The organism is Parerythrobacter aestuarii, from assembly GCF_030140925.1.
In the GTDB taxonomy this organism is placed as follows: domain Bacteria; phylum Pseudomonadota; class Alphaproteobacteria; order Sphingomonadales; family Sphingomonadaceae; genus Parerythrobacter; species Parerythrobacter aestuarii.
Genome location: NZ_JARBWD010000001.1, coordinates 734959 through 755223, shown reverse-complemented (window position 1 = coordinate 755223; position 20265 = coordinate 734959). Strand labels below are relative to the sequence as shown.

Genomic DNA, 20265 nt, shown 5'->3' with positions numbered 1-20265 from the left:
GACCTGAGCATCTTCGACATCGCTGAGATGTCAGAGGAGGATTGCGAGCGCGCATTTGAAAAAGTCCGCTTTGCCAAGAATGATGGCGAGCCCCATTGCGTCCACTGCAAATGCATGGTCGCCTACCGAATCGACCGCGCGGTCAAAGACACAAAAACTGGAGAAGTCATCCGTCACCGCAAGCTCTTCAAGTGTGCGGAATGCCTCAAACAGTTCTCGGTGACATCGGGCACCGCATGGCATGGTCGGAAATTGCCATTCAAGAAGATCATGATGGCGACCCTGCTATGGACGAATGGTGCATTCGGCCACGCTGGACGACGTTTGCGGAGAGACCTCAAAGTCAATCACAAGACCGGATGGCATATCATTCAGCGTCTACGATACTCTCTCACAACCTACACTGAATCCGAACTGATCGAAGGAGAGTTCGAGACCGACACCACAGTCCACGGAGGCAAGATACGCAAGGCCAATCGAGCAGAGGATCGGAAGCGGCAACCGAGAAGAGACGAGAGCAAAGTCATCAAGATTTCAGCTTTGAGGGAGCGGCGACCGGGTGGTCGCATAGTGCCCATCCTTGGTGATGAAAGTGCTGTCGTGAAGGTGATCCTCCAACACGCCGATCCCGACGCTCACCCGTTTGTGGACGAGCATTTTTCATGGAGTGACCTTTTCGGCATGTTTCCCAAAGTCAGTCAGGTCAAACACGCGGAGAACTATGTCAGTCCCGATGGCGTCTCGACGAACCTCATTGAGTCCCTGTGGGCGCGCTACAAGAACATGATCCGAGGCACCTACCGTTGGGTCTCGCCCCAATACGCTCATTTCTATAACGGCGAATGCGCTTGGCGCGAGCGCCACTGTCGCCAATCCAACGGAACTCAGTTCGTCAACGCACTCGCAATTTCGCTGCATCACCCGCCGACTCCCATGCGCGGGTATTACCAGCGAACCAATCGGAAGGCCGCCTCGTAGTGCCATCCTTCACGATCCATTTGATGGGACGGGCGGTGCCGTTGACGGTTGATCTCGACTGCGCTGACATTGAAGAGCTTGCCCAAGCGGTGGGTCAGTCGCGCTTCGTCCTTGGCAACCTGACTGAGCCTGATGAGGATGGTGTTTATCGGCGCGTGATGATTGCCTTCAACCGCATCGAATGCGTCGTCGAGGCTGCTTAGATCGCCCGCTCTCGTTCGTCCTTCACGCACTGACCCCTCTCGATCGGTGGGAGCTTCATCACAACGGCCCAGTCGCTTCTCCGGTTATCCTTGATGAAACTTAGATCGGTGCGGTCTACCGTATAGTCGTCGAAGGAAACACGATCTGGAGCGAATGCAGCCTGTCGGAGGACGGCTCCTGGCCCACCGTGTCGATAGTGAATGCTCGCAGTGCCACTGGCCTCATTCAATTGCACATCCATGATCCAGTCCGGCCTCTCATCCAAAGTGCAGGTCAATCGGACTAGAACGGGATCAGCAGACGCCGCCAGTGCAAGGCCGACGAGTGGAGAGAGAAGAGATAGCATTCGACCAACACCCATGTTCGGTCCCGGCTGGTGCCGGGACGGTTAGTCACGCACGAACATGGGTAAGCACGCCCCACCTATTCAGCCTTGCGGCCTTTTATATTCAGCGGGCCGCCCGACATAGGCGGACCCATGTTCAGTACGCGAAAACGCACACCCCACAGCGGTGACTAAGCCGATGCGTGGCCTCCCGGATTTGGTTGAATAACAACAGCATTGCAAGAGCGGACTTCTTGGGAGCGCTCTGGAACAGGCTAAACCCTTGAAGAAGAGTAGTTACGTAAAACGTTGCCGCCCACCACTTGTAATGTGAGCTTGCCAACCCCATGCCATTAGGAGCGTTAAGTAAAATTTGCGGATGCGGTGGTGGAGACAGACGATGAGTGCAGTAGAAGATTACCTGCAAGCGAACAGTGACTATGAGGATGCCAAGAGCGCGCTTTTTACCCTAAGCCGGAGCCTCAAGGAATTTGCTGACCGACTCGAACGATATCCTGAGAAGACGATGTTCTCCAATCTTAGCGGCGATAAGGGAATGCCAATGGAGGTGTCGCTGTCGCGGGAAACTATGAGTTTTGATGCAAACGCTTGGCCAACGCCGCTGCAAATTCATGAGGCCATTCGCCAACGGCTCGAAGCAAAAGGTAGAGTCGAGACCGCTTGGCGGGCGGTTCCTGACGCCTTGAGAAAGTCTTTGGTTCCTCCTCAAATCTAGGAGGCACGGATGTCGATCAACGAAGACACACCAAAGGTAGTCAGGGCTGGGATGAACGCCGCTACCGGCCTAATCCCCTTCTTCGGAGGATTCTTGGCAGCAGCCGCAGCGGCTTGGAGCGAGAAGGAACAAGAACACGCAAACAACATGCTTCGCCAGTGGGTCCAGATGCTCGAAGATGAGCTTCGCGAGAAGGGCGAAACTATCACTGAAATCATTTCGCGGTTGGATATGGCCGACGAGGATGTGCTGAAGCGGGTTGAATCGGATGAATATCAAGCTCTTCTGAAGAAAAGTTTCCGTCGTTGGTCTCACATTGATTCTGACAAGAAGCGCGAGAAGATCAGAAATATACTGTCGAATGCTGCCGCGACGAGGTATACCTCGGACGACGTTGTTTCGTTGTTTATTGAATGGATTGCTGACTACTCCGATTTTCATTTCGAGGTTATTGCCGAGATTTATCAGCACCAAGGGATCACACGGGGTCAGATTTGGGAGAATCTTGCAAAGCCGCACGTTGCTGAGAACTCGGCGGAAGCTGATCTCTACAAGATGCTCATCCGTGATTTGAGCACAGGCGGAGTCATCCGCCAGCATCGCCAGACCGACTATCAAGGCAACTTCATCAAGCAATCAACTCGTGGGCGGTCACGGGGCTCAGGCGGAGGAACGATGAAGTCAGCCTTCGACAGGGAAGACCCCTACGAACTCACAGAGCTTGGCCAACAGTTCGTCCATTATGCGATGAACGAATTGGCCCCTCGTCTCGAATATGAACCTACTAGTCCGACATCAGAATCACGGTTTGAAGCCAAGGAAGAAGGAAGCAAGATATGAGTTTTGCGGCTGGCGACGTTGTGCAATTGAAGTCGGGCGGTCCGCCCATGACGATTGCGTCGATCGACGATGAAGAAGCACTCTGCGTTTGGTTCGACAAGCAGGTTCAGAAGCGAGATAAATTCGCTACTGTCTTGCTGACTCCATTCAGGCGCGGAGCAATCGCCGTGGGAAGGGTAATGCGCTAAACAACTTTGGTGCGTTTGCTGGCATAGGCCGTAGAAGTGGCAGGGGTGACAGGATTCGAACCCGTGGCCCTCGGTTTTGGAGACCGATGCTCTACCAGCTGAGCTACACCCCTGCAGCGGAGGGGGCCTCTAAGCCAAAGCGCTGGCATAGTGCAAGCGCGAAATGTCGTGTTTGACCATGGTCGAACAAAGGTACCGGTGGCATAGGGCGCAAACCATGCATGCGCCCCGCCCCAATGCCATCCCGGTCGACCTGCTGTTGCTGGCCTATCGCAACGGCATCTTCCCGATGGCTGACAGCCGCGAGGATCAGGAAGTGTTCTGGGTAGAGCCGCGCGAACGGGCGATCATTCCGATCGGGGGGTTCAGGTGCTCGCGCTCTCTGGCGCGCACTATCCGGCAGGACCGGTTCACAGTAACCTGCGACCGCGATTTCGAAGGCGTGGTGCGCGCTTGTGCCGCGCCCCGGCCCGACCATCCCGAAAGCTGGATCAGCCAGCGGATCATTGCCAGCTATCGCCAGCTCCATGCGGCCGGTCACGCGCATTCGATCGAATGCTGGCAGGAAGGTGAACTGGTCGGCGGGGTCTACGGCGTTGCGTTCGACAAGGTATTCTGCGGCGAAAGCATGTTCAGCCGCCGACGTGATGCGTCCAAGGTCGCGCTGGCCTGGCTGATGGCATTGTTGTGGCGCGCCGGGTGTGAACTGTTCGACTGCCAGTTCATGACCAGCCATCTCGCTTCGCTGGGTGCCGTCGAAATCAGCCAGAAAGACTATCTTGCACTTCTGGCGAAGGCGCGTGGCCAACAACGGCTGACGTTGCCCCAGGCCTATGCGTCAGTATTGGCGGAAGCAGACGGGCTTGGTACCGGAGCAGGAGAAGGCCGCCCGGATGGCGCGGCCGGTGCGCTTTCGCCAGGATACCTCATCGCGCAATCCTTGACCCAGACATCGTAAACCGGGTGCTCGACGACGTTGAGGCTCGGCGAGCGCTTGAACAGCCAGCCCGAGAAAATCTTGGTCCACTCGCCTTCGTCGTCACCCTTCCCTTCGACCAGCACCTGCACGAATGCCCCGGTTTCCTGCGGCATTTCCCAAGGCGCAGTGCGTTCGCATGCGGACAGGCGCACGATGATGTCGCCGATGCGGCGCGATTCGCCGGGCTTCATTTCGAGATCCTGCGAAATATTGTTGCGTTTGTTGAGCAGGCCCAGCGTGGCGACGCGTTCGTTCATCGGTGTCGCGCCTTCAGCATCGGGAATCGGCTGGCCGGTCCCGGATCCGCTCTGCAGTTCCTCGGGCACCTCGGTCTCCACCGCTTCAGGCGGCGGCGGATCGTCGCTGCAGGCAACCAGCGCCAGCATGGCACACAGGACGAGCGACAGGCGCATGCTCAGCCGCCCCACAATCAGTCGCCAGGCGTCCAGGCTTCGTAGTCGCCGACAGCAGCAGCGCGCCTTCCGCCTCGCTCCAGCGCTCCAGCCGGGCGATAGGCTGCCGGGGTGCCGGTAGCATTCGGAGTGTAGTCGGCTTCCCAGATTCGCGGTTGCGGCAGGAAGCTCTCAGGAACATCCTCAAACGCACCGTGCAGCCAGCCATGCCATTCGCTGGGCACGCGGCTGGCATCATTGGGGCCGTCATAGATGACCCAGCGCCGTTCGCGTTGGCCCTCTCTCGGCTTTGACCGGTAGTACCTGTTGCCCTGCGCGTCAGTGCCCACGTGCTCGCCCTTGCGCGCGGTCCACAGATGGGTGCCGATGGTCGCCCCATCCCACCAGGTGAATATCTTGCCGAGAATGTTCATTGCGCTGGCGCGATTAGCTGATTGGGCGGCGTGGGCCAAGCGTCAAGTTCACCACTCGACGATGTCGCCCTCGGCTATCCCCAATTCGGCCGCGCGGCCACCAGCCAATTCCAGAACGCCGATTACATCGCCATCGGATTCGACCCCGTCGAGCGAGTAAGGGGTAGTCATTGCCGCGATATTGAGGATGCGCTTGTCCGGGCCGATGAAGATGATGTCCAGCGGGATCGGCGTGTTCTTCATCCAGAATCGGGCCGGAGTTGGAACATCGCGCGGAAAGATCATCGCTTCGTCGGGGGCGATCTCGGTCCGGAACATCAACCCTCGCGCCTGCGATGCGGGCGTATCGGCCAGCTCGGCCTTGAAACGATGGACAGTGGCACCGCTGGTCACAGTCAAAGGGATGATCTCCAGGCCGGAAATCGGATGCGTGCCTGTTTCTTGCGCTGCGGCCGGCGTCGGTGCGGGCTGGTCTGCCGAGCCGACTGGAGAACAGGAGGCCACCAGCAAAGCGACAGGTGCAGCCCTGAGGCAAACCTGCAGCGGAAAATTGTCAAACGTCATCGTGTGCTTCCCTGACCCAGTCCTCCGCCGCTTTCTCGCTCGCAGCATCGAGCACGGCGCGGGCAATATCGAAGCCATGCCCCGCACGGATCATGGCCGCAAGCTGCTTCTCGCGCAGCGCGCGATCGACGGGATCGAGCGCAAACGGGCCGAAACGGCGCTTCCTCGCCATGTGGAGAGCCGCCTCGCGCGCTTCAAGCTCGCTCGCTTCGACCCGACCGCGTACCTCTTCGTCGATTCCTGCCTGTCCCAGAGCCTGTGCTACCCGGCGCGGGCCATAACCGCGCCGCAAGAGATCTCCTGCCTTCGTCCTGGCATAGGCTGTGTCGTCGACATAGCCGAGTTCGACATAGCGCGCGACCAGCGCTCGCACATCCGGCGCACTCTCTCCCTCCCAGCCACGTTCTCGCAGCTTGCGCTTGAGGTATTGTTCGAGCTTGCCCGCACTAGTGGCAAATCGCGCGACATAGGCGAGCGCCAGGTCCCTCAGCCGCACCTCATCAAGCGGCTTCGGAGGCCGTTTTCGGCGAGATTTGGATGGGGAACCCTCACGCATCGGCCATATTCGTGCCACACTCCTTTTCAAATGGGAAAAGCCAAGTGAAAGATTTATGACGGTGCAGGGACGGTTAATTGCGCCGCATACAGGGACAGGAAGCGCTTAACCGCGCGTAATTACACGGGTTTCGCCAGAAAAGATGACTGACAGCACGCTGATTCCAACCCCGAATGATTGCCCCTTGCCGCGCCGCAGGGCCGACTTCGATACCTTTATCGAAGCCATCGACTACGCAGCACGCAGCCAGAAAGGCATGAATTTCCATGACATGCGCGGCCAGCTGGAGCGTGTCTATTCATACTCCCGGATGCGTGAAGATGCGCTGGCAATGGCCCGACGCCTGGTGGCGGCTGGGGTGCAGAAGGAAGACCGGATCGCATTGATCGCGGAGACCGTGCCGGAATTCACCGCGCTGTTCTGCGCCTGCGTCTATGTCGGAGCCTGGCCGGTGCCTTTGCCGTTGCCGACGACCTTCGGCGGCAAGGAAAGCTACATCGACCAGCTCGGCGTCCAGCTTTCCAGCAGTGACCCGAAGATGCTGCTCTATCCGCCAGCGATTGCGGAAATGACTGAAGCAGCGGTCCGGAAGCAGGGCTGCGAAGGCTACGACTGGGAGAGCTTTGCCACCCGTGACGCTCCGGAATGCGTGTTCCCGGAGGTCGGCCCGGAAGACATCTGTTACCTGCAGTATTCAAGTGGCTCGACCCGCTTTCCGCAAGGCGTCGCTGTCACCCATCGCGCGCTGCTGCACAACCTTTCAGGCCATGCCATCACCATGAACATCGGCGAAGGCGACCGCGGGGTCAGCTGGCTGCCGTGGTACCATGATATGGGTCTCGTCGGGTGTTTCCTGTCCATGGTCGGCAACCAGGTCAGCTCCGACTATCTCAAGACCGAACATTTTGCCCGCCGCCCGCTCGCCTGGCTCGACATGATCAGCGCCAACAAGGGTGCCACGATGAGCTATTCGCCGACCTTCGGCTACGATATCTGCGCGCGCCGCATTTCCAGCCAGAGCAATGTAGCCGAGCGCTTCGACCTCTCACGCTGGCGGCTTGCCGGAAATGGTGCCGACATGATCCGGCCCGACGTGATGCAGAGCTTCGTCAACGCGTTTGCGCCGGCGGGATTCAAGGCCAGTGCCTTTACTCCAAGCTACGGCCTCGCCGAAGCGACGCTTGCTGTCACGGTCATGCCCCCCGGCGAAGGCATCCGGGTCGAGTTGGTCGAAGAAGAGCGCCTCTCGGGCACGCGCCGCGATCTCTCGCGCCCGGCTCGATATCGCGCAATCGTCAACTGCGGCAAGCCGCTGCCCGATATGGATGTCGAGATCCGCGGTGAAGGCGGTGCCATTCGCGGCGATCACCAGATTGGCAAGGTGTGGTGCCGTGGCCCTAGCGTCATGCATTCTTACTTCCGCAATCCTGAAGCGACCGACGATTGCCTCGTCGATGGCTGGCTCGATACCGGCGACATGGGATACATGGCTGACGGTTACCTGTTCATCGTCGGACGGGCGAAGGACATGATCATCATCAATGGCAAGAACCATTGGCCGCAGGATATCGAATGGGCGGTGGAACAGTTGCCGGGCTTCAACCACGGCGACATCGCCGCCTTTGCGCTGGAGACGGAAAACGGGGAAGAAGCCCCAGCAGTACTGGTGCATTGCCGCGTTTCCGATCCGGAAGAACGCCTGCGTTTGCGTGATTCGATCAAGGAGAAGGTCCAGGCAGTGACCGGCACCCCCTGTGTGGTCGAGCTGATCCCGCCGCGCACCCTTCCGCGCACGAGTTCCGGCAAACTCAGCCGGGCCAAGGCCAAGAAGCTGTACCTCTCGGGCGAAATCCAGCCGCTCGAGCTCGCAGCCTAGCCTTCAGCCCTCCCAAAAAACCAATTTGCCCTGCGGTTCGCGGGGCGTATGTTGCTGCTCGACGAACGGCATGGGCGCGGCTTGAAATACGTGTCTTATGCCCTTAATACAGTGACAAGTGCCATATGGCACGCGCACGCAAGAGGGATTTGCAACCGATCATGGCGACCAATGAGACCAAGACCGCAACCGCAACCGATTTCGAACTGACGCCACCTTCGCCGGTGCCCGAAGTCACAGTCGAAAAGGCGGCTGGCCTGGTACCCGTCACGGAAGAACAGAAGTCCAAGCTCGACGAGAAAGTCGACAGCTTCGTGACCGACCTGGTCTCGATCGATGCCAATTCACCGGAGTTCGGGAAAAAGGTCGACCAGATCACCAATATGGGCCGCAAGGAAATTCTTGCCGCGGCCGGCCATTCCAATCGCTTCCTCGATCGCCCGGTCCGGGCCATGGACAAGGACGAAGGCGTGGGGGCCAACCTGGCTGAACTTCGCACCGTCGTCGAAGACCTCGATCCGTCCAAGCGCGGCAAGCTGACCGGTACCCGCAAGATCCTCGGCATCATTCCCTGGGGCAACAAGCTCACCAGCTATTTCCGCAGCTACCAGAGCGCCCAGACCCATATCCAGGCCATCCTCAGCAAGCTGTCCAACGGCAAGGACGAGCTGCTGATGGATAATGCCGCAATCGATGTCGAGCGGGCCAAGCTGTGGGAAGCGATGGGCAATCTCGAGCAGATGATCCATATCTCGCAGACGCTGGACGCGCGGCTGGAAGAGAAGGCCAACGAGCTCGACAGTGTCGATCCGGCCAAGGCCAAGGCTGTGCGCGAAACCGCGCTGTTCTATGTCCGCCAGCGCACGCAGGACCTGCTCACGCAGATGGCGGTGAGCGTCCAGGGCTACCTCGCGCTCGACCTCGTCAAGAAGAACAATGTCGAGCTGGTGAAGGGTGTCGATCGCGCCAGTACAACCACTGTGGGTGCCCTGCGCACTGCCGTGACGGTCAGCGAAGCGATGACCAACCAGCGGCTGGTGCTGCAGCAGATTACTGCGCTCAACGATACCACTGCCGGTATCATTGACGGGACCAGCACCATGCTGCGCGAGCAAACCGGCAAGATCCACGAACAGGCCGCTGCCAGCACCATCCCGCTGGAAACACTACAGCGTGCCTTCCAGAATATCTATGATACGATGGACGAAGTCGACCAGTTCAAGGTTCGCGCGCTCGATTCCATGAAGCAGACCGTCACCGTACTGAGCCAGGAAGTCGAGAAGTCCAAAGGCTATATCGCTCGCGCCGAAGGCCAGGCCCAGGCACAGGCCAAGGTCGCTGCCTCCGAACCTTCACTGCTTGAGCTGGGCAACTGATGAACGATTCCACTGCCCAGTCCGACCACATCATCCGCGCGGCGAGCCAGTCGCTGGTGGAGCAGCGCAACGGCGGCGTGCATCGCCGGGCGCGCTCGGTCGGGCGCGGCTCGTTCAAGCTCAAGAGCCAGCACTGGATGAAGAAGGTGCGCAACATCGCCATCGGCGTGTTCGCCCTGTGGGTCGGGGCCTCGGTCATCGGCTCGATCATTGGCGGGCTCGGTTTCACAGGCGTGATGGCGGTCGGTGCCGCTACGCTCGCCACGCTGTTCTTCCTCGGCAAGTATCCCAAGATGAAGGTGCCCAAGCGGGCCGATCTCAACACCGAGAACGTGCGCCAGCTGGTCGCCAAGACCGAGCTGTGGCTGGAAATGCAGCGCAGCCGCCTGCCCAAGCCGATCGCCGCCAGCCTTTCCGTCATCGGTGGCCAGCTCGATGAGCTCGAGCCGCAGCTGGCCGAAGTCGACCAGATGCACCCGACCGCCAAGGAAATCCGCAAGCTGGTGGGCGAGGACCTGCCCGACATGATCGAAGGATTCCTCAAGATCCCGGAAAGCCTGCGCTATGAAGAACGCAGCGGGACGACACCGGTGAAGCAGCTCGAGAACGGCCTCGAAGTGATCAGCCGCGAACTCGACTCGATCAATCGCCAGCTGGCGCAAGGGTCGATCGACGACCTTGCCATTCGCGGCCGCTATCTCGACTACAAATACAGCGAAGGCATCGAGGGCGAGAATGCCGACTACGGTGTGCCCTTGCCCGATTTCGACAAGCAGACAACGGCAGGCTGATGAAAGTCCCCATTCCGCACGAGCTTCCCAAGGAAGAGGTCCGCCGCCGCCTGAAAGAGCGCAGCCACGAAATGGCAGAGCACATCCCCGGCCCGATGGCCGAGGTCGTCACCGACTGGCCCAACGATGACCGCATGAACATGACCATCCGCGCCATGGGGCACGACCTGGTCGGCACCGTCGATATCGAGGACAACCGGCTGGTCGTTGAAGTAACCCTGCCCCCGCTACTCGGCTTCATGGAGCCCGTGATCTCTGGCGCGATGAAGGATCAGGGCCAGAAGCTGTTGGCCAAGGATTAGGCTCGATCCGCGCTAATTGAAGAACCGTTGCCGATAAGTGAAGGTCGATGCGACCGGATCGCCATTGGCATCGCGTGCCGGTTCGAACCGGACCTGTTCATAGGCAAGCTCGCAAACCTTGGCGTCGGTTTCCGGGAACGGGCTGGCGCGCACGATCGAACAGCTGGTGACCCGTCCCTGGGTCGAAACGCCAAGTCTCACATCTACCGACTTGCCGATCCTTTCCTTGCGCCCACCCGGTGGGATCGGGAACGAGCTGGCGTCGGTAATGGTCGCTACCAGCACCGGCCGGGTGACGGGAATGCCGCCGCGCCCACTGCCACCACGCCCGGCTCCGGTGCCGAGCCCTTCGCCGGCTGACCCTGTGCCATCGCCCTGGTTGGCGCCCGAGTTGATATCCGATCCGGTCGATGTGGCTCTGGGCTGCGGCTCATCCTTGCGGATCGGGATTTTGGGAGACGGGGCAGATGTCGGTTTGGGCACCGCCCGGTCCCCCGGATTGCCCTGCGAGCCCTCGTCAGGCTCGGGATCGTTTGGCGGCAAGTCTTCAGGCGGCGTAGTGACCGTAACCGTAATTGCCGAGAGGACCTTGTCCTCCACTTCGCCGGTAAAATCCGGTGCCAGCGCCTTCAGGAGGCCGTAGAACAGGGCCACATGCAACAGGGCGATGAGCAGCAGCACCGGAACGCTTGGGCGGCGCTTCTTCTCTGTAAACCGCTCGCCTGTCGCCAATCGACCCTCCGTCAAGATACCTAGGTGGCTGCTGCCAAGTGCCAATATTTGTCGCCTACTTATGGCGCAAAAGGAAGGGAGGGCAATGGCAGAGACGCATTCGAACAAGCCGCCCCTGCTACGACCGTGGGCCTGGGATACGAGGACACTTCTTGCCAGTGTGATCGGCGCTGGCCTGTTCGGCCTTGCCGCCTACCTCAGCATCGCTTTCACTCGCGGCGATGACCGCATCGCTGCCGTCTGGATCCCCAATGCCCTGGCGGTCGCATTCCTCCTGCGCGCAAAGCTCAATGGCGAAGCGACCTTCTTGTCGAGCCTGTGGATTGCAAACTTCATTGCCAATACCTGGATTGGCGACACACCTTTCAGAGCGATGGCGCTGGCTACAGCCAACAGCGTTGAGATGTTCGCTGCGATCCTACTGCTGCGGTATTTCGGGACGCGCCGGCCGGATATGCGTGACATCCGGCAATTGATGATCTTCGTGGCTTTGGCAGGGATTTCCGCGCCGGTGATTTCAGCTTCCTTTGCCTTCGCGGCGCTGTCCTTCGAAGAACAGACCTCAACCATCGTTTGGTTCGAGTGGATGGTCACCGATGGGCTGAGCATGATCATCCTCGTTCCGGCGATCCTGATTTTTGCTGATGCGATGGCGCGCAAAAGACCGGCCTCGCGGCAGGAGAAGCTCGACTGGGCTCTCCTGACGATTCCCGGGACCTTGCTGACGATCTATGTCTTCAGCCAGGCACAATATCCGCTGCTTTTTCTCGTCGCTCCCGTGGTTGTATCCCACGCTTTCCGCCTCGGCAGCCTCGGAACGGCATTTTCCATGGTCAAGGTCGCTGTGATTTCGACCACCTTCACCTGGTTGGGACAAGGTCCCATCCATCTGATCGATGGCGGGTTGACCGCTCAGCTCATGACCCTGCAGGCGTTCCTCGCGACGGCGTTCCTGATCGGCCTCCCGGTGGCAGCGGTGCTGCATGGACGTGATGCAATGCTGCGCGAGATAGCTTCCAGTCGCGAAGAGCTCGATACGCTTGCCCATTCGATCACCGATGCGGTCATGCGGTTTGACCAGCAGGGAGTATGCACCTACGCTTCGCCGTCGGTCCATGAAGTGCTGGGACGGCCTCGTGCCTTCTATCTCGGGCGGCCTGCCTCGCAGGAAACTCACCCCGATGCGAAGGAAGACATTGCCGCAGCTGAGCGACGCCTTCTGACCGGCGAGAGTCGCAAAGAGCGGCTCACTTATCGGAGACTGGAAGACGACGACCAGGGCGAGCCAGTCTACATCGAAGCCGATTGTGCCGTCACCTTCGACCGCGAGACAGGCGAGCACAGCGGCATTATCGTCTCTGCACGAGACGTAACCGAGCGAGTCCGCCTTGAGCGCGACCTGGTCAATGCCCGTCGCCATGCCGAACAAGCAGCGCGCGCAAAGTCGGAATTCCTTGCCAACATGAGCCACGAGATCAGGACGCCCATGAACGGCGTGCTCGGTTTTGCTGAATTGTTGTTGCAAGGGGATCTGGCCGACGAGCAGCGCAGGCAAGCCGAGATGATCCACGATTCCGGGCGGTCAATGATGCTGTTGCTGAACGATATCCTCGACCTTTCGAAAATCGAAGCCGGTCAGGTCGTCATAAACCACGAGCCGGTCGATATTCACCACCTGCTACGCAGTTGCACGAGCTTGCACGCCGCCTACGCCCAGCGAAAGGGATTGCAGCTTGTGTTCCGCGAAAGCGACATCCTCCACCGGCATATACTCACCGATCAGTTGCGGCTGAAGCAGATCGTCCTCAACCTGATCGGCAATGCCGTGAAATTCACGGAGCGGGGAACGATCGAAGTCTCAACGGCAGTTTGCAACGACAAGCTGGCCATCAAGGTCAGCGATACCGGGATTGGCATTCCGCAGGATCGGCACGATGACATCTTCAAACCCTTCCAGCAGGCTGACAGCACGACCTCGCGGCGTTTTGGCGGGACAGGCCTTGGCCTGTCGATCAGCCGCAACCTTGCAGAGCTGCTGGGCGGTTCGCTTTCTTGCATCAGCACCCCGGGCAAGGGCTCGCAATTTACACTCGCGATTCCGCTCGAACTTGCAGAAGCAGCAGCAACACCCGTCAATGGGCCAGGCCAGTCAGGCAATGCTGAAGAGGCACTGCGACCGTCGCGGGTGCTGCTCGCAGAAGATCATGATATCAACCGTATCCTGGCCACGACCATGCTGGAGCGGTGCGGCCAGGAAGTCGCAGTAGCGCGTGACGGACACGAGGCCGTTACAATGATCCGCGAAGCCTACGAAGCGCACAATCCCTATGACCTTGTGCTGATGGATATCCAGATGCCGGGTTGCGATGGCTACACCGCAGCACGCCGGGTCCGTGCCATGGGTATCGCTTCCAGAAACCTTCCGATCATCGCCTTGACGGCCAATGCCTTCCCGGAAGATATCGCCGCCGCGCGCGACGCCGGCATGCAGGGGCACCTTGCCAAACCACTGGTGTTTGCTGAATTGGGTGCTGTCTTGCGGCGCTGGTTGCCAACCAAGATACTCGATCATGATCACACCGGCCACCGGTTGGAGCACCCCGACACTGGCCGGAGTAACACGGCGCAAGCAGGTGTAGCCGCGCCCGATATTGCCAGCTCATCCGATATCCGCGACCGCTGGGATGAACGCCGCCAGGAAGCGATCACGGCCGTCGAACAGGCACTGGAACGCGAGCGACTGGCAGGGACGGAGGGGCTCGAACTCGCAAGGCTGGTGCACAAGCTCGCAGGCACCGCCGGGGTTTTTGGCGAAGCTGAACTGGGAGCCAAGACATCTGCATTGGAGCGTGCTCTCAAATCGGAGCAGCCGCGGGATGTGACCCGCAAACTGGCGACCGAATAGCTCGCTACTGCGACCCAGCAAGCTGCCTGACGCAAGTCGGTTGCGGCAACGAAAAGCGGCGGCCTCCATTTCGGAAGCCGCCGCCCTTCATTTCAGGTTCGATCGTTGAGGATCAGAACTCGTAGCGAACACCAACCTGGATCTTCCAGGCCGAGCTCGAGATGCCGACAGACTGGTCGTCATCCGGATTGATGTACATGTACGGATCGAGCGGATCGTTATTGGTCTCATCGAAGATGTAGCGACCTTGTGCATCGATTTCGCCGTCCAGAACATCTGTGAACTCGGACTGGAATTTCAGGCGGTTCCAGCCGCTGTCGAGGAAGTTCAGGAAGTTGTCGAAGTCGGCAAACAGCTCGATGCGATCATCGACCAGTCCGGTCATCTTTCCAATGAACGGCAGTTCCTGGCTGATGCGCAGGTCGAGGTCGAAGTGCCACGGGTTGCGGCAGGTGTTGCGCTTGATCGTCTCACCCGGGGTGTAGTCGCAACCCGATGCTGCCACGTAGTCGATGGCTTCGCGAACCGTGTTGGGGTCCGAAAGCGGCGACAGGTTCGGGTCGTTCACGCCCGACGGAACGTAGAGCAGAGCATTGTCGTTGCCCGACGAGCTGTCGTTGAAGACGCCACCACCGTCGAAGGTCAGGCTGTACGGCCGACCCGAACGAGCGCGGAAGAACATGCCCAGCGAGGTGCGATAATCACCAAAGAATTCTTCGCGGAAGAAGATCGAAGCGGTGATGTTGTGACGCGTCTCGTAGTTCGAGGTCGAAACCGCCGGGTTCTGGCGGTCGAAAGCTGCGCTGACGTCAAACGACGAAGTTGCAGTCGACGAACCGACATTCCGGTTGTTGTTCGAGTCAGTGTAGGCATAGCCGAAGCGGAGGCCGACACTGCCGCCTTCAGTGAAGATACCCCGGTTGAAGTTCTTCGACAGCAGGAACGACGCGATGTGGCTTTCGTAGCTGGGGCCGTTGGTCAGCTGGATTTCATCGTCGCGACCGATGCGGTTGAAGCAGATCGGTGTTACGTTGATCCAAGTCGGCGGAGTACCGCCCTGATTGACGAGCTGCGCATTACAGCCGGCCGCGTCAGGATCGGTCGGATCGATCGCTGCATAGATCGGACGTCCGTCGACGGTGAAACCACCATTGATCCTGATGTCAGGCGTCTGCGACAGATCCACGAAGTTCAGCGTGTCGTTGAACCGCGAGTAGATATAGTCGACGTTCAGGCGCCAGTCGCTGAAGAAGCCGCTCTCCGTGCCGAAGTCGGTCGAAATGCCGAGGTTCGCGCGGACCACGGTCGGTACGTCGAAATTCGGATCGGTCGACTGCGTGTCGGCCAGGCCTCGTGCAGCGGTTGCCGAACCGGCAGCGGTGACGCACTGCGGGAAGCCGGTGAACTGGCCGCCAACAACGACGTCGGTCGGGAACTGGCCGGCACCACAGAAGACCGAGGTACCGAGGCCCGTCGAAAAGCCGTTGTTGGAGAAAGCGTTCGAGAAGTACACCATCGGGTCCCCGCCCGAGAAGATGCCGACGCCGCCCGTCACGCGGGTGTTGGAGAAGAACCCTTCGTTATCCAACTCGTATGTAGCCGAAAGACGCGGCAGGATTACCGGGTCAAGGCGGCTGAACGGATTGGCGTTGGTGAAGCCGTAGCGCGCAAAGAACTCAGGGTTCTCACGCGGAGCGTCACCATCGTAGAACTGGACGCGAACGCCAGCCGTCAGGCTCAGTTGGTCGCTGGCCTGCCATTCGTCCTGCGCATAGAACGAATAGATCTGGCGCTTGAAGGTTGCGGCCGCTTCATTGATGTCGCCGGTCGGCGTAGCGTTGATATCAGCGCCATAGCCTGCGCCACTGCGGATCTGCTCGTTCGACGGGAAGAACGAGAATCCCTGGTTGACGATGCCCTGCTCGAAGTTGTCGAGGTTGGCAAAGTACAGCGTACCCGTCGCGTTGATCGCGAACAGGTTGTAGACTTCAAGATCGTTGAGCTCGGCACCGATCTTGAACTGGTGATCGCCGCCATCGATGTTCATCTGGAACTTCGCCTGGTTGACGGTCTGAGCCAGCGCGTTGGCCGAACGGAAGATGCCGGGGCCGGTGCTGAGGAGGCCGACGTCGCCGTTGTTCTCGACAGCGACAGCCAGGCGCACGGTCGGGTTGTCCGACTGCGCTTCGCCAAAGCCGAACGGGCCTTGCACGTCAGTCACTTCAGCGCGGCTGAGACGGACTTCGGTGCTGATCTTGTCGCTCCAGTCGGAATACAGGCGCAGCGAGTAGTAGTCCGAAACGGTGCCTTCTTCCTCGAACGAGTTCAGGCCGCCGAGAGCATCCGAACCGAAGTCCGGCTCGACATTCGATTCTTCGAGGCGCTGGTAGGTGGCTTCGAGACGCTGACCATCGGTGATGTAGGCGTCGATGCGGCCAAAATAGCGGACACTCGATTCAGCCAGCGTGCGCGGGTAGCCGCCAACATCCTGGCCGTAAACGTCGCGGGCGATCTGCGCGAAACGGTCAAAGTCGGCCTGGCTGATGCCATCGACTTCGTTGGCGAAACCGCCACCGACCGGACCTTCATCATTGGCATCACCAAGATCGGTTTCTTCGTAGCCGAGGTAGAAGAACAGGCGATCGGGAATGATCGGCCCGCCCAGCGTGGCACCCCAGCGCTTCTCGCTGCCCGAGGAGAGCGGCTGCTCGACACCGTCACCATCGATGATGGTGTCCGCCAACATGCTGTCGTTGAAGAAGGTGTAGAAGGCCGATCCGTGGAACTTGTTCTGGCCCGACTTGGTCACGACGTTGACGAGACAGCCGGTGAAGTCGCTGTATTCGACGTCGAACGGAGCGAACTCAACCGAGGTTTCGCGGATCACATCATACGGCAAGGGCAGCGAGTTGCGCGCGGCGAACGGCGTACCGTTGAGGCCGAAGGTGTCGGCCTGGACGATACCGTCAACGGTGAAGGTGTTCGAGCGATCGTTGCCGCCGAGGCAGGAGATACGGTCGACTTCATCCGAACGCTCGAGGCTAACGCGCGGGTCGAGGCGGATGATGTCGCGCACGTCACGCGACAGGCTCGGGAAGGCTTCCAGCGTGGTCTCGCCGAAGGCAGTACCGGGGCCGACAGCCAGCTGCTGCACATTCACGCGCTCGGCCGTGACAACGATCATGTTGTCAGCACCGGTCGAGCTCATCAGCGTGAAGGTGTAGGCGGTATTGCCCGAAATGTTGATGAACTGGTCTTCGATGGTCTGGCCTTCGAAGCCGCCGGCAGTGACGGACACGGTGTAGGGACCGCCCGGAACCAGCGACACGGCGCGGAAATCGCCATTGGCGTTGGTGGTCAGCGTACGAACCTGGCCAGTACGCGTATCAGTGACGACGACAGTCGCACCCGCGAGCGGAGCACCGCTCTCATCGGTAACGGTACCTTCGACACCCGAAGTAATTTGCTGAGCGGCGAGCGGCGCCGGCAGCGCGACGGCCGTGGTGAGACCTGCAGCACTGGCCGCGAGGAAATATTTGAGCTTCATGGACAACCCCTTCTTGGAAGAGCTCTGCAATTGACGAACGAATCTGGTAGGCGGGAACCCAACCCGGTTCATTGCCTATGGCCCAAAGGGGGGAATTGTTACAGTGCCATGGCACGCAGTTTTCCACTTGGCCCAGCAAGTGCAGATTCTACGAAAATGCTTTATTTACAGTGATGTAAGTATGTTGCTGCAATGCAACACAGATTCACATTGTGACTCCGCTCCCGTCAGGGAGCCCGGTCAGGCAAGATTGATCTCACGCAACCGTTGCTGAAGGAACTCATGCGACGAGATTGCCGGCTGCGGCTCATTGCCGGTTTCCTCCTTCCCACATGACGGCAAAGGCTCAATCACGAAGTCGGGCCGGAAGTGCAGGAAGAAAGGCATCGAATAGCGCGCGCGGTATGCTGCTTCGCCTTTGGGATTAACCACCCGGTGCGTCGTCGAGCGCAGCTTCCCATTGGTCAACCTGTCGAGCATGTCGCCGATATTGACCGCCAGCGCGCCCGGCGGCGGATTGACCGCCAGCCACTCGCCTTGCTTGGTCAGAAGCTCGAGCCCGGCTTCTTCAGCGCCCAGCAGGAGCGTAATGGTATTGATGTCGCCATGGGCTGCGGCGCGGATCGCTCCTTCGGCTTCCTCTCCTTCCAGCGGCGGATAACGCAGCAGGCGCATCACGGAATTGCCATCTTCGACCGTCGTCTCGAAATACTTCGGATCGAGGCCGAGGTGAATCGCAATGGCCTCGAGCACCCGCAGCCCTGCCTTTTCGAACGCTGCGTAGAGTGCTGCAAAGGTCTCCTCAAAGCCCTCTACTTCCGCGGGCCAGACATTGGGGGCCATGTATTCGGCCAGCTCATGGCCTTCCGGCAGGCTCCGGCCGACATGCCAGAATTCCTTGAGATCGTGGACATTGGCATCCTTGGCTTTCTCGGTCCCGAACGGCGTGTAGCCGCGCGCCCCGCCGCTACCTTCAATCTTGTACTGCTGCTTGGTTTCAGCCGGCAAGGCAAAGAAAGCCTTCGACATCTCCTCCGCACGATCGATCAGCTCCTGCGGAATGCCATGGTCCTTGATGATGGCGAAGCCGAATTCGGAGAAGGATGCGCCCAGCTCATCAGCGATATTCTCTAGCGGCTGGTCAAGCGAAACGGAGGCAATGTCGGTCATGGTCGTCTACTTAGTAAGGCAGGAACAAACCCGCTAGGGCTGCGCTCATCAAATTGGCAAGGCTGCCTGCGGCGAGAGCCCTGATACCGAGCTTGGCGATCACCGGTCTTTGATTTGGCGCAAGCCCGCCCGTGACTGCCATCTGGATTGCGATCGAACTGAAATTCGCAAAACCGCACAGCGCGAAGGTCACGATGGCACTGCTACGATCGGTCAGCTCGCCTGCAGTCATCGCTCCCAGGTCGATAAAGGCGACGAATTCGTTGAGCACGATCTTTGTCCCGAACAGCCCGCCGGCGACTTGCGCCTGCTGCCAATCAGCGATTCCTATCAGGAACATGACAGGCGCAAAGACATAGCCCAGCAATTGCTGGAAGCTGAGGTCGGGGTAGCCCAACCAGCCACCAACGCCGCCCAGGATGCCGTTGGCAAGCGCAACCAATGCCACGAAGACCATGACCATTGCACCGACGGCGACCGCCAGTTTGACACCTGTCTGCGTGCCTTGCGCGGCCGCTTCGATCACATTGGCGGGCCTGTGTCCGTCTTCGAAAGTCTCGGCGACTTCGACTTCGTGCGGCTTGCCGCCTTCGACCAGCGCACCCGGACCTTCAGCGCTGATGCGGGCTGCGGGAAGCTCGATCTTGTCCGGTTCGACCCCTGCCAGCTCTGCCGCATCGCGAGCAAGGTCGCTCTCGTCGTCGGGCATGATGATCTTGGCCATCAGGATCCCGCCCGGAGCGGACATAAAGGCTGCCGCGAGCAGGAACGGGACGGCCTCCGCCCCGATGAAGCTGGCATAGGCGGCGAGGATGGTGCCCGCGACACCAGCCATGCCGACACTCATCAGCGTGAACAGGCGGCTGGGAGTCAGTGCGGCGAGATAAGGGCGTACCACCAGCGGGCTTTCGGACTGGCCGACGAAGATATTGGCAGCACTGCCCAGCGCCTCCACCTTGCTGATCCCGGTGATCCAGCCGATCGCCCCGCCGACCCAGCGCACCAGCCGCTGCATGATGCCCCAGTGATAAAGGATCGAAACGATCGCAGCGAAGAACACGATCACTGGCAGCGCAGCGATGACGAAAGTGTTGGCAAAGGGGTTGTTTTCCATCGGGCCGAACACGCTGGTGATACCAACCTTGGAATAGTCGAGCAGCGCAATGACCCCGTTCGAAAGGCCCTGGATCGCGCTTACCCCGAACGGCGTGCGCAGGACCAGCAGCGCCATGACTGCCTGCAGCGCAAAGGCCGCGCCAACCACTCGCAGCTTGATCCGCTTCTTGCCGGTCGACAGCAGGAAGGCGATGGCAAGGATGGCAATGATCCCGAGCAGGCTCATGACGAAGGGCGGCATGCGGTCTCTTTCG

General features: G+C 59.9%; 18 protein-coding genes, 1 tRNA gene and 1 pseudogene. 11 read left to right on the top strand and 9 right to left on the bottom strand.

Features of this window, described 5'->3' with window-relative positions; genetic code table 11:
• Positions 1–27 precede the first annotated feature (27 nt).
• From QPW08_RS03700 to QPW08_RS03680, 5 genes are all read left to right on the top strand, one after another.
• Positions 28–978 (top strand): IS1595 family transposase, encoded by a 951-nt coding sequence (locus QPW08_RS03700; RefSeq protein ID WP_284124399.1) that lies wholly within the window; start codon positions 28–30, stop codon positions 976–978.
• The gene (locus QPW08_RS03695; protein WP_284124398.1) at positions 978–1181 is read left to right on the top strand and encodes a hypothetical protein; all 204 of its coding nucleotides are present in this window, start codon (positions 978–980) and stop codon (positions 1179–1181) included. Before QPW08_RS03700 ends, QPW08_RS03695 begins: the two co-directional genes overlap by 1 nt.
• Before the next feature lie 726 nt (positions 1182–1907).
• Entirely contained in the window at positions 1908–2243 is a 336-nt protein-coding gene (locus QPW08_RS03690; RefSeq protein WP_284124397.1) for a hypothetical protein, read from the top strand.
• Positions 2244–2252: 9 nt separating this feature from the next.
• Positions 2253–3083 carry a hypothetical protein gene (locus QPW08_RS03685; protein WP_284124396.1) on the top strand — a complete coding sequence of 277 codons (831 nt, stop codon included), beginning with the start codon at positions 2253–2255 and terminating at the stop codon, positions 3081–3083.
• Entirely contained in the window at positions 3080–3271 is a 192-nt protein-coding gene (locus QPW08_RS03680) for a YodC family protein (protein ID WP_284124395.1), read from the top strand. Before QPW08_RS03685 ends, QPW08_RS03680 begins: the two co-directional genes overlap by 4 nt.
• A 37-nt stretch (positions 3272–3308) precedes the next feature.
• Here the strand turns inward: QPW08_RS03680 and QPW08_RS03675 are convergent.
• A tRNA-Trp gene (locus QPW08_RS03675) sits at positions 3309–3384 on the bottom strand.
• A 104-nt stretch (positions 3385–3488) separates the two neighbouring features.
• Between QPW08_RS03675 and aat the strand changes: the two genes are divergently transcribed.
• Complete coding sequence (gene aat, locus QPW08_RS03670; protein WP_284124394.1) at positions 3489–4229, top strand: leucyl/phenylalanyl-tRNA--protein transferase; 741 nt, start codon at positions 3489–3491, stop codon at positions 4227–4229.
• A 35-nt stretch (positions 4230–4264) separates the two neighbouring features.
• Here aat and QPW08_RS14720 read toward each other — a convergent pair.
• The 4 genes and pseudogenes from QPW08_RS14720 to QPW08_RS03650 all read right to left on the bottom strand — a co-directional run.
• A pseudogene (locus QPW08_RS14720) lies at positions 4265–4441 on the bottom strand (DUF2155 domain-containing protein); the annotation flags it as partial.
• A 239-nt stretch (positions 4442–4680) separates the two neighbouring features.
• Positions 4681–5076 (bottom strand): NADH:ubiquinone oxidoreductase subunit NDUFA12, encoded by a 396-nt coding sequence (locus QPW08_RS03660; protein ID WP_284124393.1) that lies wholly within the window; start codon positions 5074–5076, stop codon positions 4681–4683.
• Positions 5077–5124: 48 nt separating this feature from the next.
• Complete coding sequence (locus QPW08_RS03655) at positions 5125–5640, bottom strand: DUF192 domain-containing protein (RefSeq protein ID WP_284124392.1); 516 nt, start codon at positions 5638–5640, stop codon at positions 5125–5127.
• Entirely contained in the window at positions 5630–6196 is a 567-nt protein-coding gene (locus QPW08_RS03650) for a regulatory protein RecX (RefSeq protein WP_284124391.1), read from the bottom strand. The genes QPW08_RS03655 and QPW08_RS03650 overlap by 11 nt, the downstream gene beginning before the upstream one ends.
• 142 nt (positions 6197–6338) lie before the next feature.
• Between QPW08_RS03650 and QPW08_RS03645 the strand changes: the two genes are divergently transcribed.
• From QPW08_RS03645 to QPW08_RS03630, 4 genes are all read left to right on the top strand, one after another.
• The gene (locus tag QPW08_RS03645) at positions 6339–8072 is read left to right on the top strand and encodes a fatty acyl-AMP ligase (RefSeq protein WP_284124390.1); all 1734 of its coding nucleotides are present in this window, start codon (positions 6339–6341) and stop codon (positions 8070–8072) included.
• A 161-nt stretch (positions 8073–8233) separates the two neighbouring features.
• Positions 8234–9448, top strand: a complete 1215-nt coding sequence (locus tag QPW08_RS03640) for a toxic anion resistance protein (RefSeq protein WP_284124389.1) — start codon at positions 8234–8236, stop codon at positions 9446–9448.
• The gene (locus QPW08_RS03635; RefSeq protein ID WP_284124388.1) at positions 9448–10239 is read left to right on the top strand and encodes a hypothetical protein; all 792 of its coding nucleotides are present in this window, start codon (positions 9448–9450) and stop codon (positions 10237–10239) included. Before QPW08_RS03640 ends, QPW08_RS03635 begins: the two co-directional genes overlap by 1 nt.
• Positions 10239–10541 carry a polyhydroxyalkanoic acid system family protein gene (locus QPW08_RS03630; protein ID WP_284124387.1) on the top strand — a complete coding sequence of 101 codons (303 nt, stop codon included), beginning with the start codon at positions 10239–10241 and terminating at the stop codon, positions 10539–10541. The genes QPW08_RS03635 and QPW08_RS03630 overlap by 1 nt, the downstream gene beginning before the upstream one ends.
• Positions 10542–10553: 12 nt before the next feature.
• Here QPW08_RS03630 and QPW08_RS03625 read toward each other — a convergent pair whose 3' ends face one another.
• Positions 10554–11273 carry an energy transducer TonB family protein gene (locus QPW08_RS03625; RefSeq protein WP_284124386.1) on the bottom strand — a complete coding sequence of 240 codons (720 nt, stop codon included), beginning with the start codon at positions 11271–11273 and terminating at the stop codon, positions 10554–10556.
• A gap of 85 nt (positions 11274–11358) precedes the next feature.
• Between QPW08_RS03625 and QPW08_RS03620 the strand changes: the two genes are divergently transcribed.
• Positions 11359–14178, top strand: a complete 2820-nt coding sequence (locus QPW08_RS03620; protein WP_284124385.1) for an ATP-binding protein — start codon at positions 11359–11361, stop codon at positions 14176–14178.
• 112 nt (positions 14179–14290) lie between these two features.
• Here the strand turns inward: QPW08_RS03620 and QPW08_RS03615 are convergent, their stop codons facing one another.
• The 3 genes from QPW08_RS03615 to QPW08_RS03605 all read right to left on the bottom strand — a co-directional run bounded on the left by QPW08_RS03615 (position 14291) and on the right by QPW08_RS03605 (position 20252).
• The gene (locus tag QPW08_RS03615) at positions 14291–17725 is read right to left on the bottom strand and encodes a TonB-dependent receptor (protein WP_284124384.1); all 3435 of its coding nucleotides are present in this window, start codon (positions 17723–17725) and stop codon (positions 14291–14293) included.
• Positions 17726–17965: 240 nt separating this feature from the next.
• Complete coding sequence (locus QPW08_RS03610) at positions 17966–18895, bottom strand: isopenicillin N synthase family dioxygenase (protein ID WP_284124383.1); 930 nt, start codon at positions 18893–18895, stop codon at positions 17966–17968.
• A gap of 10 nt (positions 18896–18905) precedes the next feature.
• Positions 18906–20252 carry a NupC/NupG family nucleoside CNT transporter gene (locus QPW08_RS03605; protein ID WP_284124382.1) on the bottom strand — a complete coding sequence of 449 codons (1347 nt, stop codon included), beginning with the start codon at positions 20250–20252 and terminating at the stop codon, positions 18906–18908.
• Positions 20253–20265: the final 13 nt, after the last annotated feature.